Here is a 20,861-nt window from a genome sequence, read left to right on the forward strand (position 1 = left end):
GGCTTTGCCGGTCGGAACAGGCACGTGTTTGCGGAGCATCCAATGAAGATCGCGGACAAGCAGAAACAGAAGTACCTGTGTGCCTGCCCGCTGTTCTCGAACCTCGGGAAAGACGTGGTCGAGCGCATTGCGGCGCGGGCACAGGGTGTGTTCCTTCCGCGTGGAAAAGTCCTGTTTCACCAAGGCGATCCCTCGGACGGCCTTTACGTGCACTGCACCGGGATGGTCCGGGTCAGCATTGTCAATACGGACGGTGACGTCCTGACCCTCGCGGTGCCGGAACGGGGGGCGCCCCTGGGCGAGATGACCCTGGTCAGCCCCGATCCCCGGTCGGCCACGGTGACCGCGATGGAGGATTCCAGCCTGCTTCACCTTGAGACGGGCACCATGGTCGCGCTGCTGGCCGAAGAACCGGCGCTTGCGGCGCACCTGATCGGGTTTCTGTCGCAGCGGCTTCGGGAGTCGAACGAGACGCTTCAGAAATTCGCATTCGACAACCTGTCGCAACGGCTGCTTCAGAAGCTTGCGGAGCTGGGGTTGAAACACGGCACGCTCGACGACGAGGTGTTGGACCTGGGCCGGAAGTTTTCCCAAAGCGCGTTGGCCGAGATGCTGGGCGTCACGCGAGAGGCGATCAACAAGCAGTTGAAGCTTTTGCAGGACCAGGGAAAGATCTCGATGCGCAAAGGCGTCATTCAGATCATGTCACCTGCGGATATCGTCAAGAACACGCCCGGTCGTTGAATCCTTGCGAGCTGTTTGACCCCATGCACAGGCCGGGAGATCTTCGCGACCGCTGTGGTGTCGGTTTGCGCAACAAAATTGTTTCAAACCCGGCCGGTGACGACAAAATCGAAAACATGTGATCCCGTTCACAGTCGGGCGCTTGGCTTTGGTTAATAATGCTTAACAGGGGGACAGAGCTTACCTCCGGGATTTCTGGTAGCAGCCTTGGGTATTAGCCAACTGCGATTCAGGCTAGGGCGGTCAAGGCCGTCTGGGCAAACCGGGGGCAAGACAGTGAGTGGTCTGTGAGAACTGTTCTCTCGGGTTGGCAGGATACTAGCTGGCCGAAGTTGTAAATAGGAAGCATCATTTTTTAGTACCAAAGCTCCCGGGACGGGCTGGCAGCTGTGTCAAAGCAGTATGCGGTTCGGACCCGGGTTTTTACATTGGTCCGGACCTTGCGAGGTGTGGTGACGGCCCGGAAATATCCTTGGGGCGAACAGGACTTCGATGGGACGTCCTGCTGAAGTGTTTCTCGAACGTGCTGCCGGGAGAGCGCCTGGAATTGGCGTCACCCGTCAGCGCGTTGGGAACAGACTGGCGTTGTTTCGTCGGAAAGGATGTCAGCGAGCGGGCCTTGGTGTCGCCAGAACCGGCGGAAGTTCAAGGCCGCCGCCGGCAGGAGGTGGCCGCTGCCCGAGGCAGCTGCCGGTTCATCATTGCGTTCACACGTCCACCGACACCTTGCCGATGGGGTGCGAACAGCAGGCGAGAATATAACCCTCGGCGATATCGTCCTCCGAGATGCCACCGTTATGCACCATGTGCACCTCGCCCGCGCTTTTGCGGACCTTGCAGGTGCCGCACACGCCGAAGGTGCAGCCCGACGGGATGTTCAGCCCGTTGGCCCGCGCCGCCGACAGGATGGTGTCTGTCTCCGAGACATTCGCGCTGACGCCGGAGAGGGCGAACTCGACCTCGGCCTGTGCGGCCTGGTCGGGGACGACATCGTCGATCTCGGGGATCTCGGCCTCGGTCGCCGCCGGTGCGTGGAAGCTTTCCTGGTGGTAATGCGCCATGTCGAAGCCGAGACCTTGAAGCGCCTCGCGCACCGCCTGCATGAAGGGCTCGGGGCCGCAGCAGAAGACTTCGCGTTCGAGGTAATCCTGCGCCATCAGCCCCAGCATCAACTGGTTGAACGTGCCGCGATAGCCGGTCCAGGGCGCATAGCGGTCAGGGGTTTCGACCACCCAGTGCAGGTCGATGCCCGGCACGCGGCTGGACATGTGTTCCAGCCGTTCGCGAAAGATGATCTCGCCGGGGCGCCGGGCGCAGTTGATGAAGACAATGTCGGGTTCGGTTCCCAGGTCGAACATCCATGTCGTCATCGACATCATCGGCGTGATGCCGGAGCCGGCCGAGATGAACAGGTATTTCTCGGCGGGGTGATCGAGATGGGTGAAGAGGCCCGAAGGCCCCAAGGCTCTGATCCGAACGCCGGGCACGAGGTTGTCGAGCATCCAGCGCGTGCCCACGCTGTCGGCCTGCGCCTTGACCGTGACCGAGACCGACCGCGGCCGCGACGGCGAGGACGATATCGTGTAGGTCCGGTGCACGGTGCCGCCCGGCGCGGGGATTTCCAGCGTCAGGAACTGGCCCGGGCGATAGTCGAACAGTGCCCCCGACGGCGCGCGAAAGGTAAAGGTCGCGGTGTTCGGTCGCTCGGGAATGACCGAGACGCATTCCAGCATCTCGTCATCCGACCAGATCGCACGGGCGGGAACGTGGGACAGATCGTTCATCGGATCACTCCGCCGCCATCGCGACAGGGTCCAGCCGCTGGCGCATCGTGTTGCAGTACCACTCGACGAAGCCGATCACGCCCGTTTCGTGGATCGGGGAATAGGGGCCGGGTTCGTAGGCCGGGGACAGGATGCCAAGCTGGTTGTCCTCGACCACGCGGCGGTCCTCGTCATTGGTGGCGACCCAGACCTCGGACAGGCGCGTGACGTCGTAATCCACGCCCTCGACCGCGTCTTTGTGCACCAGCCACTTGGTGGTGACCTCGGTCGTCATCGGCGTCAGGGGCGTGACGCGGAAGACGATGGAGTGATCCGGCAGGAAATGGTTCCAGGTCGTGGGGTAATGGTATTTCAGCAGCGTGCCCGCCGTGTCATCGCTGACCCGGCCCAGCCATTTCGACACGGCGGGCTTGAGGTCCATGGTAAAGCTCTTGGCGCCGGGCAGCAGCGGCATCCGCGCGAGGCGGTATTGCATGTCGTCCGACATGCGGAACTGCGACGGGACGCCCTGTGCCTCCAGCCGGTCGAAATGCGCCTGAAGATGGGGCGGGGTGACGCCTTCCTCGATGCCGGTGACGTTGGGGTCGTCGGTGAAGGAGCGGCAGAGGCCCGGATGGTTGCCGCCGCAGTGATAGCACTCGCGGTTGTTCTCCCACACCAGTTTCCAGTTGCCGTGCTCGACGATCGAGGTCTCGAAGGCGACCTTGGCATTCGTCAGGTCATGCACCTGCAGGTAGGGCTGCGCCAGTTCGGCGAAGGCGTCGAAATCGGGCGCATCGTCGGCCAGGCAGATATAGACCAGCCCGCTGAGGATACGGCAATGCACCGGCTTCAGCCCGTGCTTGGTGGGGTCGAAGTCAGGCCCCATTTCCCGCGCCCACAGCAGCCGCCCGTCCAGTTCGTAGGTCCATTGGTGATAGGGGCAGACCAGCTTGGGCGCGTTGCCCTTGGCCACCTTGCACAGAACCGAGCCGCGGTGGCGGCAGGAATTGTGGAAGGCGCGGATCTCGCCATCGGCGCCGCGCACGATGACGACGCCATAGTCGCCGACGCGGTGGGTCACGAAGCTGCCCGGCTTGGGCAGTTCGCAGGCCGGCACGGCAAAGAGCCAGTCGCGGTAGAAGATGTTTTCCATGTCCGCGCGGAACACGTCCGCATCGGTATAGAATGCCTGCTCCAGCGCATGGCCCGGCCGACGCCGCGCCAGCAATTCGCTGATCGGTTGGGTGTTCATCCTTGGCCTCCTGCCGCGCCCCGCGGCAAATTCGGGCAGGAGGTCGGCACGCGCGGTCCACAGGTGCGGCAAGCGAGGAGCCGGACCCGAAGCAGCGCCCGCACCGCCTCCCGCGGTTTGACGTCATTGCAAGGCTGGTTTCCGGACTCCGGTGCGGCCCTTGTGCGGGACCTCGTGGCGCGAAACCTTCCCGGGGCTCCTCTTCCCCAGTGGTCGTGACCGCGCCCGTTGCAACACCGTTACCGTTGCGGGGGCAGTGCCGGGATTTCACCGGCTTCCCAATTCTCCGCCCGCAGGCGGCACCTTGCAACTTCCCCGATTATCACAGGCCGGGCGGCGCAATATGAGAATTGCGACACTCGCTGAAGTGAATCAGACATCCTGCACGATGGGACAAAAATCGCTGCAGCAAGGTAAACTATATATTGACAGTTTCGTGTGCCAGTACCCAATATGGTGTTGCTTTGGTGCCCGCGACTCGACATTGTGGGTGAAAAGGGAAGCCGGTGCGACACCGGCGCTGCCCCCGCAACTGTAAGCGGCAAGCCAAGGTCCGGAACCACTGGTGAGGCAACACCGGGAAGGCGGACCAAGGCGCAAGAGCCGCGAGCCAGGAGACCTGCCAAGGCGCAGTGAACGACGACCGCGGGCGGAGGGCCCGGGCGCGTGTCAGGGGCCCTGGTGGCCTGCTGTTCCCGTGTCCTGTCCCGCCATTCGCAAACCAAAACAAGGGACAGAGCACCATGAGCATCACCGTCTATTCCAAACCTGCCTGCGTGCAGTGCACCGCAACGACCCGAGCGCTGGACGCCCGTGGCCTCGCCTATGACATCGTCGACCTGACCGAGGACACCGCCGCGATGGAGCACGTGCAGGACCTGGGCTACCGGCAGGTGCCTGTCGTCGTCGCCGGAGACGATCACTGGGCCGGGTTCCGTCCCGACATGATCGGCCGGCTCTGCTGAGCGCATGGCGGGGCTGGTCTATTTCTCGAGCGGGTCCGGCAACACGCGGCGCTTCGTCGAAAAGCTGGACCTGCCGGCACGGCGGCTGCCGCGTGTCGCGAGCGATCCTGTCCCGCAGATCACCGCGCCTTTCGTTCTGATCTGCCCGACCTATGCCGATGGGCATGGCAAGGGCGCAGTCCCAAAGCAGGTGATCCGCCTGCTGAATGATCCCGCCGCCCGCGCCCTGCTGCGCGGGGTCATCGCCAGCGGCAATCGCAATTTCGGCAAGACCTTCGCCATGGCCGGCGACGTGATCGCCGCCAAATGCAGCGTGCCCGTGCTCTATCGGTTCGAACTGGCCGGCACCGACACCGACATCGCCCGCGTGCGCGCCGGGCTCGACATATTCTGGAGAGAGACATGCTTGACGCCAGCCTGACCGCCGACCTCGACTATCACGCGCTGAACGCGATGCTGAACCTTTACGACGATCAGGGCCGCATCCAGTTCGAGGCCGACCGGATGGCGGCGCGGCAGTTCTTTTTGCAGCACGTCAACCAGAACACAGTGTTCTTCCACTCGCTGGACGAAAAGCTGGGCTACCTTGTCGACGAAGGCTATTACGAGCCCGAGGTGCTGGACCAGTACTCGAAGAACTTCCAGCGCCGGATCTGGGACGCGGCCTATGGAAAGAAGTTCCGCTTCCCCAGCTTTCTGGGGGCGTTCAAGTATTACACCTCCTACACGCTGAAAACCTGGGACGGGCAGCGTTACCTGGAACGGTACGAGGACCGCGTCGTGATGAACGCGCTGGCGCTGGCGCGCGGCGACGAGACGCTGGCGCTGCAACTGATGACCGAGATCATCGAGGGCCGGTTCCAGCCCGCCACGCCCACCTTCCTGAATGCCGGCAAGAAGGCGCGGGGCGAGTTCGTGTCGTGTTTCCTGCTGCGGCTGGAAGACAACATGGAAAGCATCGGGCGGGGCATCAATTCCGCATTGCAACTGTCCAAACGCGGTGGCGGCGTCGCCCTGATGCTGACCAACATCCGAGAGCACGGCGCCCCGATCAAGGGGATCGAGAACCAGTCCTCCGGCGTTATCCCGGTGATGAAGCTGCTGGAAGACAGCTTCTCCTACGCCAACCAGCTCGGGGCGCGGCAGGGGGCCGGGGCGGTCTATCTCAATGCGCATCACCCCGATATCCTGCGCTTCCTCGATACCAAGCGCGAGAATGCGGACGAAAAGATCCGCATCAAGACGCTGTCGCTTGGCGTGGTGATCCCCGATATCACCTTCGAACTGGCCAAGAAGAACGAGGACATGTACCTGTTTTCCCCGCATGACGTGGAAAAGGTCTATGGCTGCGCGTTTTCGGACATCTCCGTGACCGAGAAATATCACGAGATGGTCGACGACCCGCGCATCCGCAAGAAGAAGATCAACGCCCGCGCGTTCTTTCAAACCATCGCCGAGATCCAGTTCGAAAGCGGGTATCCCTACATCATGTTCGAGGACACGGCGAACCGCGCCAACCCGATCGCGGGGCGCATCGCCATGTCGAACCTCTGCTCGGAAATCCTGCAGGTGAACGAGGCATCAGAATTCAACGACGACCTCAGCTATGCCCATATGGGCGCTGATATTTCCTGCAACCTCGGCTCGATGAACATTGCCCGCGCAATGGACGGCGGCGACCTCGCCGGGGCGGTCGGCACAGCGATCCGGGCGCTGAACGCGGTGTCTGAAATGAGCGCCATCGACAGCGTGCCGTCGATCCGCAAGGGCAACGAGGACAGCCACGCCATCGGGCTGGGCCAGATGAACCTGCACGGCTACCTCGCGCGCGAGCGCATCCACTATGGCTCGCCCGAGGGGATCGACTTCACCAACATCTATTTCTGCACCGTGCTCTATCACGCGTTGCGGGCATCGAACGCGCTGGCCCGCGAGCGGGGGCGGTCGTTCAAGGGGTTCGAGGCCTCCGATTATGCCGACGGTACCTTTTTCGACAAATACGTCAGCCGCGACTGGGTGCCCGAGACCGAGCGGGTGACGACGCTATTCGCCGAGGCCGGTGTTGCCGTGCCCACCCAAGAGGACTGGGCGAACCTGCGCGACGCCGTGATGGCGGACGGGCTTTACAATCGCAACCTTCAGGCGGTGCCGCCCACCGGCTCGATCAGCTACATCAACTACGCCACCTCCTCGATCCATCCGATCACGTCGAAGATCGAGATCCGCAAGGAAGGCAAGATCGGGCGCGTCTATTATCCCGCGCCCTACATGACCAACGACAATCTCGAGTATTACCGCGACGCCTACGAGATCGGGCCCGAGGCGATCATCGACACCTATGCCGCGGCCACGCAGCATGTCGACCAGGGGCTGTCGCTGACGCTGTTCTTCCCCGCCGAGGCCACGACCCGCGATATCAACCGGGCGCAGATCTACGCGTGGAAGAAGGGGATCAAGACAATCTACTATATCCGCCTGCGCCAGATGGCCCTGGAAGGGACCGAGGTGCAGGGCTGCGTCTCGTGCTCTCTTTGACCTGACGCCCCGCAACCGCACCGCCGCAATACCGACGCGATACAGACGTGATGCCGACGTCGAAAATCCGCCCCCAAAGGCCCGGAGACCGCCATGAAAGACCTCGCCAAAACCACCCGCGCCATACCCCGCGCCGTCAACTGGAACCGCCTCGAGGACGAGATCGACCTCGATGTCTGGAACCGCCTGACGGTCAATTTCTGGCTGCCGGAAAAGGTGCCGTTGTCAAATGACATCCCCAGTTGGTCGCAGCTGACCGAGGACGAGCGACAGTTGACAATCCGGGTGTTCACCGGGCTTACGCTGCTCGACACGATCCAGAACACCGTGGGCGCACCGAGCCTGATGGAAGATGCGATCACGCCCCATGAAGAGGCGGTGCTGAGCAATATCTCCTTCATGGAAGCGGTCCATGCTCGCAGCTATTCTTCCGTGTTTTCAACCCTTTGCCAGACGGCCGAGGTGGACGAGGCGTTCCGCTGGTCGGCCGAGAACGAGCACCTTCAGGCGAAGTCGCGCCTGATCCTCGACGAGTACGACGCCACCGCCTCGCCCCTGCGAAAGAAGGTGGCCAGCGTATTTCTGGAGTCCTTCCTGTTCTACTCGGGCTTCTACCTGCCGATGCACTGGTCCAGCCGGGCACGGCTGACCAATACCGCCGACCTGATCCGCCTGATCATCCGTGACGAGGCGATCCATGGCTATTACATCGGCTACAAGTTCCAGCGCGGGTTGGAGCGTCTGCCCGAGGCCGAACGGCAGGAGATCAAGGATTTTGCCTTCGGTCTGCTGTTTGACCTCTACGAGATCGAGGCGCGCTATACCGAGCAGCTTTACGATCCGCTGGGACTGACCGAGGATGTGAAAGCCTTCCTGCATTACAACGCCAACAAGGCGCTGCACAACCTCGGGTTCGAGGCGCTATTTCCCGACGAGGCCTGCAAGGTAAATCCGGCGATCATGGCGGCCCTGTCGCCCAACTCGGACGAGAACCACGATTTCTTCTCGGGCTCGGGGTCCAGCTATGTCATCGGGAAGGCCGTCGCGACAGAAGACGAAGACTGGGATTTCTGAAGTGAGGTCTTCACTTTTTCGGGACGACGGGCCTGTGCGAGTCTTGCGGCTGAGACGCTAGAGACCAGCGGATGTGCCGAGGCACCTCGTTCCTTCGGTGCTGACGTCGACCATGCGGGTTTCAACATGTTCTCAGAAGCCGAAGACCGTCATAGACGGCCGCATGGATATTACGGGAGGCAACGGCGTCGCCGATCCGGAAGAGCGAAAAACTGGATTGCGTGTTGCGGATGAGGGTCTGGGGGCGTCCGGCCAAGAGAGCGTCCCTATCCACCTCGCCCAGGTTGCGGGAGAGGGGTTTGAGGTCGAAATAGAGGTCGTCCAGGGGAATGGTGCCATTGTTGACCACGACCTGGTCCACCTCGCGCGTGGACTGCGCGGCACTGAAATCGCTGCCCAGCCTGGCCAGGAGACGGTTGCCCGCGCGCTCGACCGATCGCAGCCGCCACGTGACTGTGAAGGTTACATCGCGCGCCTGCATTTCGCGCAGGAAGGGCGTCAGCGTCATCGGCATCACCTCGGCTGACAGGGCGCGCTCGGGGCTGACGATCTCGACCCTTGCGCCGGTGGCCGCGATCATCTCGGCGGCCTGAAGGCCGGCCGCGTCGCCGGAATTGTCGAACACGAGAACGTTGCGGCCCGGCTGCGCATCCCCCGAGAGGATGTCCCAGCTGGACACGGTCAGGTCCTGACCGGAGCTGAGCGGTACCTCATGGGGCAAACCGCCGGTGGCGACGATCACCACGTCCGCGCCGGCCTCGGTGACGGTTTCGGTCTCGGCGAAGCTGTTGAAGTGGAACCGCACGCCCAGCCGTTCGCATTCGGCCATGCGCCAGCCGATGAGCGACAGGATCTCGCGCCGCCGCGGCGACTGGGCCAGCAGCCGCACCTGTCCGCCGGGGTCGTTGGCGGCTTCGTGAAGCTCGACCCGGTGGCCCCGCAGGGCGGCGACGCGCGCCGCTTCGAGACCGCCGGGGCCGGCGCCGATCACCAGCACGCGGCGGGCCGTTTCGGCGGGTTCGATGCGATGGGGCTGTTCGCGTTCCCGCCCGGTCGAGGGGTTGTGGGCGCAGAGCGCGGCGGCCCCCTGAAACCGGCGGTCGAGGCAGAAGTTGGCCCCGACGCAGGGGCGGATGCGCTCTTCTTCGCCGGCGGCGATCCGGCGTCCGATATCGGGGTCGGCCAGATGGGCGCGGGTCATGCCGATCATGTCCACCATGCCGGAGGCGATGGCGTGCCGCGCGGTGGCGACATCGGCCACCTTGGCGGCATGAAAGACGGGCATTTCGGTGGCCTTGCGCAGGCTGGCCGCGGCGTCGAGATGCGGCGCGCTGGGCATTCCGTGAACCGGGATCATATCGGTCAGTCCGGCGTCGGTGTCGATATGGCCTCGGGTCACGTTGAGGAAGTCCACGAGGCCGCTGTCGCGGAGGCGACGCGAGATTTCCACCCCTTCTTCGGCGTCGACGCCGTCGGCGCACATTTCATCGCCGGCATAGCGCAGCCCCAGAAGGAAGTCCGGGCCGACGCGGCGGCGGGTCTCGGTCAGCACCTCCATCGCGAGACGCATGCGGTTTTCGAGCGATCCGCCATAGGGCGCGTCAAGGTGATTGGAGCGTGGCGACCAGAACTGATCCAGCAGGTGGCCGGTGGCGAGAAATTCGAGCCCGTCGAGGCCTGCATCACGCATCCGTTCGGCGGCGGTTGCGTAATCGTCGATGATGCGGGCGATGTCCCAGTCCTCGGCCAGCTTGGCCGCGTGCCGGTGCGCGACCTCACGCTCATGGCTGGCGGAAATCGTCGGCAGCCAGTCGCCCCGGTCCCAGCGGGTGCGCCGGCCGTGATGGGTGAGCTGGATCATCACCGCGCAGCCATGATCGTGGCACTCGTCGGCCAATCTGCGCATCAGCGGTACGATCTCGTCGCGATAGGCCTGCACGCCGCCTGAACTGGGGGCGCTGTCGGGCGAGACCGCGGCGGAGCCCATCGTCATCGTCAGCGCCACCCCGCCGCGGGCCCGCGCGACATGATAGGCGCGATAGCGCTCCTTGGGCAGCCCGTCCTCGGAGTAACCCGGCTCGTGCCCGGTGATCAGCAGGCGGTTCTTGAGCGTCAGCGGCCCGATCTGGAAGGGCTGCATCAATGGGTCTTCGCGCATGGGTCGGTCTATCCTCGTTGGTGGCGGTTGTCTTGTCACCCGGGCCGGTGCGATCCCGAGCGCGCGGGGTTCAAGGGCAGCTTTGCAAAAAACAAAGCGCATATGCTGTGGTATCCGGGCCGGAAACCGCAGAAAAAACCGTGACGATTGGTCGATACTGTGTAGGAAGTGGTATTCGACCCCGCGCGGCACGGCCCGACGTGCCTGCGCCGCGGAAGATGAGGGATATGCGTACGCATGGTAAGACAGGTTGGCGAGCCCGGAAATGACGCATTGTCCGCGGGAGACGCGTCGACGGACGACAGCTTTCGCGTGGACAAGTTCGTGGCCACCGCGCACCGGATCAGCCTGGCCGACCGGGCGCTGTTGCACGAACTGACCGTCGGGGTTTTCTGGCCGCACCGATGGCGTGATCTGGATGTCTTCATTTCGCTGGGCGAAGGGTACTTGGCGGTCGACGAGATCGGTCGCGCCATGGGGTCGGCCATGTGTTTTCGCGCGGAGCCGGATTTCGCGATGCTGGGCATGATGGTGACCGCGCCGCGGCTTCAGACGATGGGAACGGGGCGTTGGCTGTTGCGCAGGGTGATGAAAGAATGCTCCAAGGCGGACTTGCGGCTCAGCGCGACGCGGCAGGGATACCGGCTTTACAAGGAAGCGGGCTTTGTGCCGCTGACGACGATCCGGCAGCATCAGGGCATGACGCGGCGGGTTCAGTCGCCCGATCCGGTGCCTGGCGTCACCGCGCGCGCGATGGAGGTGGAAGACACCGCCGCAATCGCGGCGTTGGATACGCAAGCGTATGGGGCGGCAAGGGACAGGATCCTGGCGGAGATGCTGCGCCTGTCCGATGGCATGGTCGTCGAGCGGGAGGGCACGATCTGCGGTTTTGCGCTGCGCCGCCGTTTCGGGCGCGGGTGGGTCATAGGACCCGTGGTCGCCGAGACCGAGGACATCGCGATGATGCTGGCCGCCCCGCTGATCAAGCGCAGTGAAGGCGATTTCGTGCGCCTTGACACGCCAGTGGAAAGCGAGAAGTTCAGCGCTTTCCTGTCGGCCATCGGTATGGGGGTCTACGACACCGTCACCGAAATGTACCTGGGCCGGCAGCGTCGACCGCTGGACGGCCCGCGGATGTTCGGACTGGCGGCCCACTCGCTTGGCTGAGCGCGGCGGGCATCAGGCCAGACGATCCTTGAGCGCAAACCACATGCCGACGAAGGGCAGGAACCAGGGACGGCCCGAGTAACCCGGCACGGTCGGCCAGTCGAGTCCGGCCAGAGGGTTGGTGTCTTCGCGGCCCATGGCGAGATCGGCGAGCGACGCGCCCACCAGGGTCGACATTTGTGCGCCGTGCCCGGAATACCCCATCCCGTAGATCATGCCGTCCATCTCGCCGGCGCGGGGCAGCCTGTCCTTGGTCATGCCCACAAGCCCGCCCCAGCAATAGTCGATCGGCACATTTGCAAGCTGCGGAAAGATCTGCGCCATGCCGGCGCGCAGGATGGCCCCCGACTTGGCGTCGGATCGCTGGTCGGAGGTGGCCGAGAACCGCGCGCGTCCGCCGAAGATCAGGCGGTTGTCGGGCGACAGGCGGAAATAGTTTCCGATGTTCATGGAGGTCACGCAGGTGCGGTTGCCGGGCATGGTCGCCGCGACTTCGTCGTCGTCGAGCGGGCGCGTGGCCACGATGAAGGAGCCGACCGCGATGATGCGCTTGCGGAAGGGCTTGAGTGGTGCGGCGCCGTGGACGCCCGAGTAGGCGTCGGTCGCGGCGATCACACGCTCCGCCTGGAGGTGACCGCGCGGAGTTTCGAGCCGCCAGCCGCCATTCTGCCTGTGCCGGGCCGTCACCGGCGCGCCTTCCCAGATCCGCGCTCCGTGGCCGGAGGCGGCGCGGGCCAGGCCGGTGACGTAGCGGCCCATATGCATCATCGCCGATTTCGGCTGAAGCGTCGCGCCGTGGAAGGCGCGAGAGCCGATTTCATCGCGCAGTTCGGACGCCTCGAGCCAGCGCGCCTCGGGGTCGACCTCGCGGGCGATCAGGTCGCAGTTCGCGCGCAGCCCGGCGACATGGCCGGGTTTGGAGGCGAGCTTGAGCTTGCCCGAGCGGCGGAAATCGCAGGAGATACGTTCCTCGGCAATGATATCCTCTATCATGTCGATCGAGCGATCGTAGGCCTTGTAAAGCGCGTGGGCGCGTGTTGCGCCCAGATGTGCCTTGGCGGCGGCATAGCCATGCGCAATGCCGTTGTTGAGATGCCCGCCGTTGCGGCCCGATCCGCCTGCGCCGACATGCTGTGCCTCGAGCAGGGCCACCGACACGCCCGCGCGCGCCAGTCGCAGCGCGGCGCTGAGGCCGGTGAAGCCGCCACCGATGATGGCGACATCGAACCGTCCCTCGACCGGGCCATCTTGGCCGCCCTCGAAGGGCGGGGCGGTGTCGAGCCAATAGGACGTGTATTTCATGTTCGTCTCCGCGTGCATCAAAGCCCGACCAGCGCGGGCAATCCGGAGATGTCCGGAATCTCGGTATATCCGTAATACGGATTGGCGGGCTCGTGGCCGCGATTGACCCAGGCCTTGTGGGTGATACCGAGATCATGCGCCGTCATCAGGTCGTAGCGGAAACTTGAGGAGACGTGCAGAATATCCTCGGGGCCGCAACCCAGCTGGTCGAACATGTATTCGAAGGCCTGCATCCGGGGTTTGTAGGCCTGCGCATCCTCGGCGGTGAAGACATGCGTGATGGGCACGCCGAGGTTGGCGATGTTGTGCGGGATCTGGCTGTTCATCGCGTTGGTCAGCGCAACGAGAGGGATCTTGCCGGCGATCTTGGAGAGCCCGGCGGTGACGTCGGGATGCGGCCCCCAGGTGGGCACGCGTTCATAGATTTCGGTGGCGACAGCAGGGTCGAACGCCACGCCGTTGCGCTTGCAGGTGCGTTCAAGCGCGTTGTGCACAACCTCGGCATAAGGTTTCCAGGCCCCCAGAACTTCGTCCAGGCGGTAGGCGGAGAAATCGCGGATGAAGACCTCCATCGCGTCGGACGACAGCACCTTGCCGTAGTGATCGCGCGCGGCCTGGCCCATGTCGAAAAAGATCATGGTGCCGTGGCAGTCGAAAGTGATGAACTTGGGGGTGAAAGGCATGGGGGTCTCCGAAGGGTTCAAGATGCTTTCATCCTCGCCGTATCCGGACGGAATGGATTGCCGGGTTTTCCGCGCCTGCCGCAGGATATCGCGTTGATCGGGCGGGATGCGGCAAAAGGTGCCGTGGTATCGTGGCGATGCGATGCCCCTGATCGCCGCTTTCCATCCAGGATACACCATGCAGGCTTGCAAGCCGAAACAAGAGGAGTCGAGACGACATGCCATTTTCGTGCGCACCCGAAGATATGCTGGAAGAACTTGTGGGCCACGAGACGGTCGTGGGGCGCCCGAATCTGTCTTTGATCGAGGCGGTGGCGGACTGGCTGGTGGGTCACGGCATATCCTGCCGTATCCTGGTTGGGCCGGAGGGCGACCGGGCCAACCTTTTCGCCACGATCGGGAACGCGGATCGGCCAGGCTATGTTCTGTCGGGCCATGTGGACGTGGTGCCGGCGGGCGAGCCGGAATGGCAGGGCGATCCGTTCCGCCTGCGCAGGCGCGACGACCGGCTGATCGGGCGGGGCGCGTGCGACATGAAGGGGTTCGTTGCCGCGGTCCTGGCGGCGGCGCCCGGGTTGGCCGAGATGAGGCCCGCCGTTCCGATCCACATCGCGCTGTCCTATGACGAGGAGGCGGGGTGCAAGGGCGTGCCGCACATGATCGCGGCGATGCCGGAGTTATGTGCGCCGCCGCTGGGCTGCATCGTGGGCGAACCCACGGGGCTCGTGCCGGTGCTGGCGCACAAGGGCAAGGCCGCGCTGCGCCTGCGTGCGACGGGCGTGGCCGGTCACAGCTCGCGGCCCGACCTTGGGGCGAACGCGATCCATGCGTTATTGCCGGTGCTGCTCGCGGCCCGGGCGCAGGCGCAAGCGCTGGAGGCCGAGGGTCCGCGGGACGACCGCTTTGCGCCGCCGTGGTCCAGCCTGCAGATCGGCACGGTGGCGGGTGGCCAAGCGCTCAACATCATTCCCGAGCGGGCGGAGGCGGAGATCGAGGCACGCGCCATCGCCGGTGTCGAGCCCCGGTCGCTGCTGGCGCCGGTGATTGATGCGGCGGAGAAGGCGGGTGTCGGCACCGAGTGGCTGTCGAGCTACCCGCCATTGGCGCTGGACGCGGGCGATCCGCTGGCCTCGCTGGTGGCGGAGTTGTCGGGCAATTCTTTCGTCCGCGCCGTCAGTTTCGGGACCGAGGCGGGACTTTTCCAGCAGGCTGGCATGCCCGCGATCATCTGCGGACCTGGCGACATCGAGCGGGCGCACCGGCCCGAGGAATACCTGACACGGTCCGAGTTGCACGCCTGCCATGCGATGATTCTGGGTCTGGGCCAACGCTGTGCCGCCTAGGGCGGCATTTCCTGCGGCGCGAGACACCGGGTGCGACAGAAAACTGCCGGACGCATTTCGCATCAGGCGAAACATGCCGATCCGTGCGGCCTAGCATCCAGAAAAATCAGCAAGAGTGAGTTCATGTCCGAGGCACCCGTGCAGACGCAGCCCGCAGAGAAACTGGAAATCCGGCCGCTTGGGCCAGAACATGTGGACGGCGCGTTGGCGCTGTCTCGCCAGGTTGGCTGGCCGCACCGGAAAGAGGACTGGGACCTTGCCCTGGCCGTTTCGGAGGGGGTTGTCGCGACCGAGGGCGACAGGGTGACGGGAACCGCCTGTTGCAGCCGCTTCGGTTCCGTCGCGTTGATCAACATGATCATCGTCGACGAGGCGATGCGCGGGCGTGGCCTTGGCCGGCGCCTGATGGAGGCCGCGATGGCGCTGGGCGCAGGCGACGAGATGCGTCTGGTGGCGACGCGCGAGGGACTGCCCCTCTACGAGAAGCTGGGATTCACGGCGACGCACCAGATCTTGCAGCATCAGGGCATCGCCCGAGCCGCCGCACCGCAGCTTGTCGTGCGCGACGGCAGCCTGTCCGACATCGGCCGCCTTGCGGAATTGGACCGGGGAGCGTGCGGGCTGGAACGGCAGGCTCTGCTGGAGCGGATTGCGGCGCAGGGTCAGGTGCTTCTGGCGGAGGAAGGCTTTGCGCTGTTGCGGGAATTCGGACGCGGGCACGTGGTCGGGCCGGTGGTGGCGAAGGACGCGGCCGTGGCGCGGGCCCTGATCGCCGAAGCGGCAAGCCGGACAGAGGGCCGCTTCCTGCGTATCGACCTGCCCGAGGCGGCTGGACTTTCGGAATTCGTCACCGCGCTGGGGCTGGAACATGTAGGCGGAGGAACCGCGATGGTTCGCACGCCCGCGCCCGCAACGCCCTCAGACTACACGACTTATGCGCTTGTATCCCAAGCCCTTGGATAATCGGAGATAAACATGCTCGCAAATTCGCTTGTTGAACTTGACCGCCGGCACCTGGTGCACCCGCTTTCCTCTTTTCGCGGGCATGAGGCGCGCGGCGTGCGCGTCATGCGGTCCGCGCAAGGGGCGCGGGTGACCGATAACGAGGGGCATGAACTGATCGACGGGTTCGCTGGACTGTGGTGTGTCAATGCAGGCTACGGCCAGGAAAGCGTTGTCGAGGCCGCCGCGGCGCAGATGCGGGAACTGCCCTATGCCACCGGGTATTTCAATCTGGGCGCGGAGGCACCGATCCGGCTGGCGGCGGAACTGGCCGAGCGGGCGCCGGGCGATCTGGACCACGTCTATTTCAGCCTGGGCGGGTCGGATGCGGTGGACAGTGCTGTGCGGTTCATCCGCTACTACTGGCATGCGCAAGGCAAGCCCGAGCGGGATCAGTTCATCTCGGTCGCGCAGGGGTTTCACGGTTCGACCTCGGCGGGCGCGGGTCTGACGGCGCTGCCGGTTTTCCATGAGGGGTTCGGTGTGCCCTATGACTGGCAGCACAAGATCCCGTCGCATTATGCCTATCGCAATCCGGTTGGATCGGACGAGGCCGGGATCATCGCCGCCTCGACCGCGGCCCTGCGTGCCAAGGCCGAGGAACTTGGCCCCGAGCGCGTCGCCGCGTTTTTCGTCGAGCCTATCCAGGGATCGGGCGGGGTCCTGGTCCCGCCCAAGGGATGGATCAAGGCAATGCGCGAGGTGTGCACCGAGCTTGGCATCCTGTTCGTGGCCGACGAGGTGATCACCGGGTTCGGCCGGACCGGGCCACTGTTCGCCAGCGAAGAGGAAGGGATCGTGCCCGACCTGATGACGGTCGCCAAGGGACTGACCTCGGGTTACGCCCCCATGGGCGCCGTGTTCATGCGCGACCACGTCTACCAGACGATCGCCGAAGGCGCGGGCCAGAAGCTGATCGGGCACGGGTTTACCTATTCGGGGCACCCGGTCTCCGCGGCGGTGGGCCTGGAGGTCCTGAGACTCTACGAAGGCGGGCTTCTGGAAAACGGCCGCCGGCAAGGCGCACGACTGCAGGCCGGGCTGGCCGGGCTTTCGGACCACCCGCTGGTGGGGGATGTGCGGGGACGCGGAATGCTGGCGGCGGTGGAGCTTGTCACGGACAAGGACAAAAAGACACCGCTGCCCGCAGCTGCGCTGGAGGGCGGTACGCGGCTGTTCGACCGCGCCTACGATAACGGCTTGATCGTACGGGCTTTTGCCCAGGGCATACTGGGTTTTGCCCCGCCGCTGTGTTGCACCGATGGAGAGATCGATCAGATCATCGAGCGCACGCGCCGGGTGCTGGACCTGACGTTGGAAGATCCCGAGATCCGCGAGGTGATGCGCGCATGACCTTGCTGTTGATCGGACCATCCGAACGGGGGCGGGTCTGGCGCCAGATCTTCGATGAGGCCGGGGAGCCGATGGTATTCGGCGAGGACGCGGTGGACGATCCGAAGGCGGTCTCTCACCTGGCCTGCTGGAACCCGTCCGATGACCTGGGGCGCTATCCCAACCTGAAGACCGTGATCAGTGTCGGTGCCGGGGTCGACCAGATGCCGCCCATGCCGCAAGGCGTCGCCCTTGTGCGCACGCTGGCGCCCAGCGTCGACGAGATGGTTCGCGACTGGGTCCTGATGGCCACCCTGATGCTGTACCGCGACATGCCGCGCTATCTTGCGCAGGCCTCCGAGGGCGAATGGCGCGCCCATCCGCCGCAACGGGCCAGTGCCGGCCGGGTGGGGATCATGGGCCTGGGCCGGATCGGACGCGCGGTCGCGGAGGTCGCGGGGGCGCTGGGTTTCGATGTTGCGGGCTGGAGCCGGTCGGGCGCGCCCGTCGCCGGCGTCGATGTTTACGGGCCGGATGATCTGGAGCCATTCCTGGCGCGGACCGACCTGTTGATCTGCCTGCTGCCGTTGACCGATGAGACGCGAGGGCTGTTGTCCTCACGCGTTTTCGCAATGCTGCCCCGGGGGGCTGCGCTGGTTCATGCGGGACGCGGCGCGCAGCTGGACATGGAGGCGATGCGTGCTGCGCTGGACGACGGACACCTCAAGTCCGCGATGCTGGACGTGACAGAGCCCGAGCCCCTGCCGAAGGACCATTGGGCCTGGCAGGATCCGCGGGTCATCGTCACGCCGCATATCGGCGGGCAGACGGATTCGGAAGAAGGGGCGCGTCACGCCCTGGCTGTCATTCGCGCCAGCCGGACGGGCGATGATCTGCCGGGTCTCGTACACGGAAAAAAGGGGTACTGACGCAAGGAAATGCCCCGGCATTTCGCACCGCGCAACCGGGCAAAACGAAAGAATCTGCCGCTTCGCAAGCAACTTTCGATCCCACACCGCCTGCTGACGCGGCCAGTATCAATGAAGGAAAGGCGCCTTCTACGCAGGTAACGCGGTGGCAGGCAAAGAAAAGGTTCATATGGCACAGATGACAGCGACAAAACCCTTGACCACCTTCAGCTACGTGAGTTTCGACGTGGTCGGAACGCTGATCGATTTCGAAGCCGCGATCACCGGGGCGATTGACGGCGTCGCGGTGGAGGCGGGTGTCGACCTCGATCTGGAGAAGGTGCTGTCATTCTACGGCGCACTGCGCAGCGAGCCCGAGGCGGAACTTTTCCCGGATGACTTGGCACGGTGCTATGGCCGTATCGCCGCCGAGTTCGGGTTGCCCGACACACCCGAATTGCGCACACGCATCGTCGAGGCGGTCGGGGATGCCGACCCTTTCCCCGACAGTGCCGAGGCGCTGGCGCGGATGGGCGAACGCTACCGGCTGATTGCCATGACCAACGCCCGCCGGTGGGCTTTCGAGCGCTACGACGCCAAGCTGGGTCATCCCTTCTGGGCCGGTTTCACGACCGATGACACGGGCACGGAGAAGCCGGACCCGGCCTTCTTTCACAAGGTTTTCGCCCATGTCGAGGCGACAGGCGGTACGCCGGAGCAGATCCTGCACGCGGCGCAAAGCCAGTATCACGACATCGGAATCTCGCGGCAGCTTGGCATGACGAATGCCTGGATCGAGCGTCGCCACGGGCAGGCCGGGTACGGCGGCACCATCAAACCCGAGGCCGTTACCGAACCCGATTACCACTTCAAATCTCTTGCGGAACTGGCCGATGCGGCCGACCGCGCCGCCGGGAATTGAGCCCGGCATCCAGTCGCGAACCGGCCGCCAGAGCCGGGCGTGGCCAAACCTGAACCAGAAACCGACTTAGCAACAGGGAAGACAAGACATGACCCACAAGAAACCCAACAACTGGACCGGGCGCGACGACGCCATGGTCGAGGATGCGATTCGCCGCGGTGCCTCGCGCCGCGATCTGCTGAAGATGCTCATGGGCTCCGGTATCGCCCTTGGCGCCGGTAGCAGCCTGCTGATGAGTGCAAGCCGCGCCGTGGCCGAGACGCCCAAGAGCGGCGGTCACCTCAAGGCCGCGGGCTGGTCCGCCTCGACCGCTGACACGCTTGACCCCGCAAAGGCGTCGCTGTCGACCGACTACACCCGCTGCTGCGCGATCTACAACCGCCTGACCTTCCTTAACGAGGCGGGCGAAGTCGAGATGGAACTGGCCGAAGCGGTCGAGTCCGAAGACGCACAGACCTGGAACGTCAAGCTGAGACCGAACGTCACCTTCCACGATGGCAAGACGCTGAGCTCTGCCGATGTGGTGTTCACGCTGAAGCGGCACCTGGATCCCGATGTCGGCTCGAAGGTGAACTCGATCGCGTCGCAGATGGCCGAGATTTCGGCGGTGGACGATCTGAACGTCAAGATCGTTCTGTCGGAACCCAACGCCGACCTGCCCACCATCCTGTCGCTGCACCACTTCATGATCGTGGCCGATGGCACCACGGATTTCGCCAAGGGCAACGGCACCGGCGCATTCAAGGTGGAGGAGTTCGAGCCGGGCGTCCGGTCGATCCTGGTGAAGAACCCGGATTACTTCAAAGAAAGCGGGCCCTACCTGGACAGCTTCGAATACTTCGCGATTCCCGACAACAATGCCCGCGTCAACGCGCTCTTGTCCGGGGACATCCACCTGGCCGCGGCGGTCAACGCGCGGTCGCTGCGGATGATGGAAGGCCAGCCGAACGTCGAGACGATGATCAGCACCTCCGGCAACTATACCAACCTGAATATCCGCCTGGACCTGGAGCCGGGTGCGAAGGCCGGGTTCATCGAGGGCATGAAGCACCTTGTGCGCCGTGAGCAGATCCAGAAATCGGTCCTGCGGGACTTGGCCGAGATCGGCAATGACCAGCCGGTTTCGCCCGCGAACCGCTATCACAACAGCGAATTGGCGCCGAAGGCCTATGATCCCGAGAAGGCCAAGGCATTGTTCGAGAAGGCCGGTCTGATGGGCCAAACGATCCCGATCATCGCGTCGGACGCCGCCAACGCGTCGATCGACATGGCGACCGTGGTGCAACAGGCCGGTGCCGAAATCGGCATGACCTTTGATGTGCAGAGGGTGCCGTCGGATGGCTACTGGTCCAACTACTGGCTGAAGTCGCCTGTCCATTTTGGCAACATCAACCCGCGGCCGACGCCGGACATCCTGTTCTCGCTTCTGTATCATTCCGAGGCGCCCTGGAACGAAAGCCAGTACAAGTCCGAGAAGTTCGACAGCATGCTGGTCGAGGCGCGCGGAATGCTGGACGAGACCAAGCGGACCGACATGTACTGGGAGATGCAGGAGATGGTCGCCAACGAGGCCGGCACGATCATCCCGACCTACATCTCGAACGTCGACGGCATGGCCAAGGAAGTGAAGGGCATGCGTCCGAACCCGCTTGGCGGGCAGATGGGTTATGCCTTTGCAGAGTACGTCTGGCTGGACGCCTGAGGCCCC

The 20,861-nt window shown here is 64.4% G+C and carries 17 protein-coding genes and 2 riboswitches; of the genes, 12 read left to right on the forward strand and 5 right to left on the reverse strand.

Features of this window, described 5'->3' with window-relative positions; genetic code table 11:
• Positions 1-42: 42 nt before the first annotated feature.
• Entirely contained in the window at positions 43-744 is a 702-nt protein-coding gene (locus tag FIU89_RS05185; RefSeq protein WP_152491609.1) for a Crp/Fnr family transcriptional regulator, read from the forward strand.
• Positions 745-1,451: 707 nt separating this feature from the next.
• Here the strand turns inward: FIU89_RS05185 and FIU89_RS05190 are convergent.
• A complete protein-coding gene (locus FIU89_RS05190) occupies positions 1,452-2,528 on the reverse strand; it encodes a hybrid-cluster NAD(P)-dependent oxidoreductase (RefSeq protein ID WP_152491610.1) in 1,077 nt (358 codons plus the stop codon).
• Positions 2,529-2,532: 4 nt separating this feature from the next.
• Positions 2,533-3,762: an aromatic ring-hydroxylating dioxygenase subunit alpha gene (locus FIU89_RS05195; RefSeq protein ID WP_152491611.1), complete on the reverse strand. Its 1,230-nt coding sequence runs from the start codon at positions 3,760-3,762 to the stop codon at positions 2,533-2,535.
• A gap of 114 nt (positions 3,763-3,876) precedes the next feature.
• Positions 3,877-4,084: riboswitch (cobalamin riboswitch) on the reverse strand.
• A gap of 126 nt (positions 4,085-4,210) precedes the next feature.
• A riboswitch (cobalamin riboswitch) is annotated at positions 4,211-4,404 on the forward strand.
• A 101-nt stretch (positions 4,405-4,505) separates the two neighbouring features.
• Here FIU89_RS05195 and nrdH point away from each other — a divergent pair.
• From nrdH to nrdF, 4 genes are all read left to right on the forward strand, one after another.
• Positions 4,506-4,727: a glutaredoxin-like protein NrdH gene (nrdH, locus tag FIU89_RS05200; protein WP_152491612.1), complete on the forward strand. Its 222-nt coding sequence runs from the start codon at positions 4,506-4,508 to the stop codon at positions 4,725-4,727.
• Positions 4,728-4,731: 4 nt separating this feature from the next.
• The gene (nrdI, locus tag FIU89_RS05205; RefSeq protein ID WP_152491613.1) at positions 4,732-5,148 is read left to right on the forward strand and encodes a class Ib ribonucleoside-diphosphate reductase assembly flavoprotein NrdI; all 417 of its coding nucleotides are present in this window, start codon (positions 4,732-4,734) and stop codon (positions 5,146-5,148) included.
• Positions 5,130-7,262 carry a class 1b ribonucleoside-diphosphate reductase subunit alpha gene (nrdE, locus tag FIU89_RS05210; RefSeq protein ID WP_152491614.1) on the forward strand — a complete coding sequence of 711 codons (2,133 nt, stop codon included), beginning with the start codon at positions 5,130-5,132 and terminating at the stop codon, positions 7,260-7,262. The genes nrdI and nrdE overlap by 19 nt, the downstream gene beginning before the upstream one ends.
• Positions 7,263-7,355: 93 nt before the next feature.
• Positions 7,356-8,336 carry a class 1b ribonucleoside-diphosphate reductase subunit beta gene (gene nrdF, locus FIU89_RS05215; RefSeq protein WP_152491615.1) on the forward strand — a complete coding sequence of 327 codons (981 nt, stop codon included), beginning with the start codon at positions 7,356-7,358 and terminating at the stop codon, positions 8,334-8,336.
• Between the two features lie 121 nt (positions 8,337-8,457).
• Here the strand turns inward: nrdF and FIU89_RS05220 are convergent, their stop codons facing one another.
• Positions 8,458-10,494 (reverse strand): NADH:flavin oxidoreductase, encoded by a 2,037-nt coding sequence (locus FIU89_RS05220; protein ID WP_152491616.1) that lies wholly within the window; start codon positions 10,492-10,494, stop codon positions 8,458-8,460.
• 237 nt (positions 10,495-10,731) lie between these two features.
• Between FIU89_RS05220 and FIU89_RS05225 the strand changes: the two genes are divergently transcribed.
• Positions 10,732-11,661 carry a GNAT family N-acetyltransferase gene (locus FIU89_RS05225; RefSeq protein WP_152491617.1) on the forward strand — a complete coding sequence of 310 codons (930 nt, stop codon included), beginning with the start codon at positions 10,732-10,734 and terminating at the stop codon, positions 11,659-11,661.
• 12 nt (positions 11,662-11,673) lie between these two features.
• On the opposite strand, the gene FIU89_RS05230 is transcribed toward FIU89_RS05225, so the two are convergent.
• Together FIU89_RS05230 and FIU89_RS05235 are read right to left on the reverse strand one after the other, a co-directional pair.
• On the reverse strand, positions 11,674-12,963 hold the full coding sequence (locus tag FIU89_RS05230) for an FAD-binding oxidoreductase (protein ID WP_152491618.1): 1,290 nt from the start codon (positions 12,961-12,963) through the stop codon (positions 11,674-11,676).
• Between the two features lie 17 nt (positions 12,964-12,980).
• Positions 12,981-13,646 carry a haloacid dehalogenase type II gene (locus FIU89_RS05235; RefSeq protein ID WP_152491619.1) on the reverse strand — a complete coding sequence of 222 codons (666 nt, stop codon included), beginning with the start codon at positions 13,644-13,646 and terminating at the stop codon, positions 12,981-12,983.
• A 218-nt stretch (positions 13,647-13,864) separates the two neighbouring features.
• Here FIU89_RS05235 and argE point away from each other — a divergent pair, with 218 nt between their 5' ends.
• From argE to FIU89_RS05265, 6 genes are all read left to right on the forward strand, one after another.
• Entirely contained in the window at positions 13,865-14,989 is a 1,125-nt protein-coding gene (argE, locus tag FIU89_RS05240; RefSeq protein WP_152491620.1) for an acetylornithine deacetylase, read from the forward strand.
• Positions 14,990-15,112: 123 nt separating this feature from the next.
• On the forward strand, positions 15,113-15,952 hold the full coding sequence (locus FIU89_RS05245; RefSeq protein WP_152491621.1) for a GNAT family N-acetyltransferase: 840 nt from the start codon (positions 15,113-15,115) through the stop codon (positions 15,950-15,952).
• Between the two features lie 12 nt (positions 15,953-15,964).
• The gene (locus FIU89_RS05250; RefSeq protein WP_152491622.1) at positions 15,965-17,344 is read left to right on the forward strand and encodes an aspartate aminotransferase family protein; all 1,380 of its coding nucleotides are present in this window, start codon (positions 15,965-15,967) and stop codon (positions 17,342-17,344) included.
• Positions 17,341-18,252 carry a glyoxylate/hydroxypyruvate reductase A gene (locus FIU89_RS05255; RefSeq protein WP_152491623.1) on the forward strand — a complete coding sequence of 304 codons (912 nt, stop codon included), beginning with the start codon at positions 17,341-17,343 and terminating at the stop codon, positions 18,250-18,252. The genes FIU89_RS05250 and FIU89_RS05255 overlap by 4 nt, the downstream gene beginning before the upstream one ends.
• A gap of 178 nt (positions 18,253-18,430) precedes the next feature.
• Positions 18,431-19,153, forward strand: coding sequence for an HAD-IA family hydrolase (locus tag FIU89_RS05260; RefSeq protein WP_254701796.1), 723 nt, complete (start codon positions 18,431-18,433; stop codon positions 19,151-19,153).
• A gap of 88 nt (positions 19,154-19,241) precedes the next feature.
• Positions 19,242-20,855 carry an ABC transporter substrate-binding protein gene (locus FIU89_RS05265; RefSeq protein ID WP_152491625.1) on the forward strand — a complete coding sequence of 538 codons (1,614 nt, stop codon included), beginning with the start codon at positions 19,242-19,244 and terminating at the stop codon, positions 20,853-20,855.
• The last annotated feature ends 6 nt before the right edge of the window (positions 20,856-20,861 follow it).

Origin of the sequence: Roseovarius sp. THAF27, assembly GCF_009363655.1 — a bacterium.
Lineage (GTDB): Bacteria > Pseudomonadota > Alphaproteobacteria > Rhodobacterales > Rhodobacteraceae > Roseovarius.

Coding starts and splice junctions, on each gene's coding strand:
- FIU89_RS05235 (WP_152491619.1), bottom strand. CDS start 13,646: ATGCCTTTCACCCCCAAGTTCATCACTTTCGACTGCCACGGCACCATG.
- nrdE (WP_152491614.1), top strand. CDS start 5,130: ATGCTTGACGCCAGCCTGACCGCCGACCTCGACTATCACGCGCTGAAC.
- argE (WP_152491620.1), top strand. CDS start 13,865: ATGCCATTTTCGTGCGCACCCGAAGATATGCTGGAAGAACTTGTGGGC.
- FIU89_RS05225 (WP_152491617.1), top strand. CDS start 10,732: ATGGTAAGACAGGTTGGCGAGCCCGGAAATGACGCATTGTCCGCGGGA.
- nrdH (WP_152491612.1), top strand. CDS start 4,506: ATGAGCATCACCGTCTATTCCAAACCTGCCTGCGTGCAGTGCACCGCA.
- FIU89_RS05230 (WP_152491618.1), bottom strand. CDS start 12,963: ATGAAATACACGTCCTATTGGCTCGACACCGCCCCGCCCTTCGAGGGC.
- FIU89_RS05220 (WP_152491616.1), bottom strand. CDS start 10,494: ATGCGCGAAGACCCATTGATGCAGCCCTTCCAGATCGGGCCGCTGACG.
- FIU89_RS05260 (WP_254701796.1), top strand. CDS start 18,431: ATGACAGCGACAAAACCCTTGACCACCTTCAGCTACGTGAGTTTCGAC.
- FIU89_RS05245 (WP_152491621.1), top strand. CDS start 15,113: ATGTCCGAGGCACCCGTGCAGACGCAGCCCGCAGAGAAACTGGAAATC.
- FIU89_RS05250 (WP_152491622.1), top strand. CDS start 15,965: ATGCTCGCAAATTCGCTTGTTGAACTTGACCGCCGGCACCTGGTGCAC.
- FIU89_RS05185 (WP_152491609.1), top strand. CDS start 43: ATGAAGATCGCGGACAAGCAGAAACAGAAGTACCTGTGTGCCTGCCCG.
- nrdI (WP_152491613.1), top strand. CDS start 4,732: ATGGCGGGGCTGGTCTATTTCTCGAGCGGGTCCGGCAACACGCGGCGC.
- nrdF (WP_152491615.1), top strand. CDS start 7,356: ATGAAAGACCTCGCCAAAACCACCCGCGCCATACCCCGCGCCGTCAAC.
- FIU89_RS05195 (WP_152491611.1), bottom strand. CDS start 3,762: ATGAACACCCAACCGATCAGCGAATTGCTGGCGCGGCGTCGGCCGGGC.
- FIU89_RS05190 (WP_152491610.1), bottom strand. CDS start 2,528: ATGAACGATCTGTCCCACGTTCCCGCCCGTGCGATCTGGTCGGATGAC.
- FIU89_RS05265 (WP_152491625.1), top strand. CDS start 19,242: ATGACCCACAAGAAACCCAACAACTGGACCGGGCGCGACGACGCCATG.
- FIU89_RS05255 (WP_152491623.1), top strand. CDS start 17,341: ATGACCTTGCTGTTGATCGGACCATCCGAACGGGGGCGGGTCTGGCGC.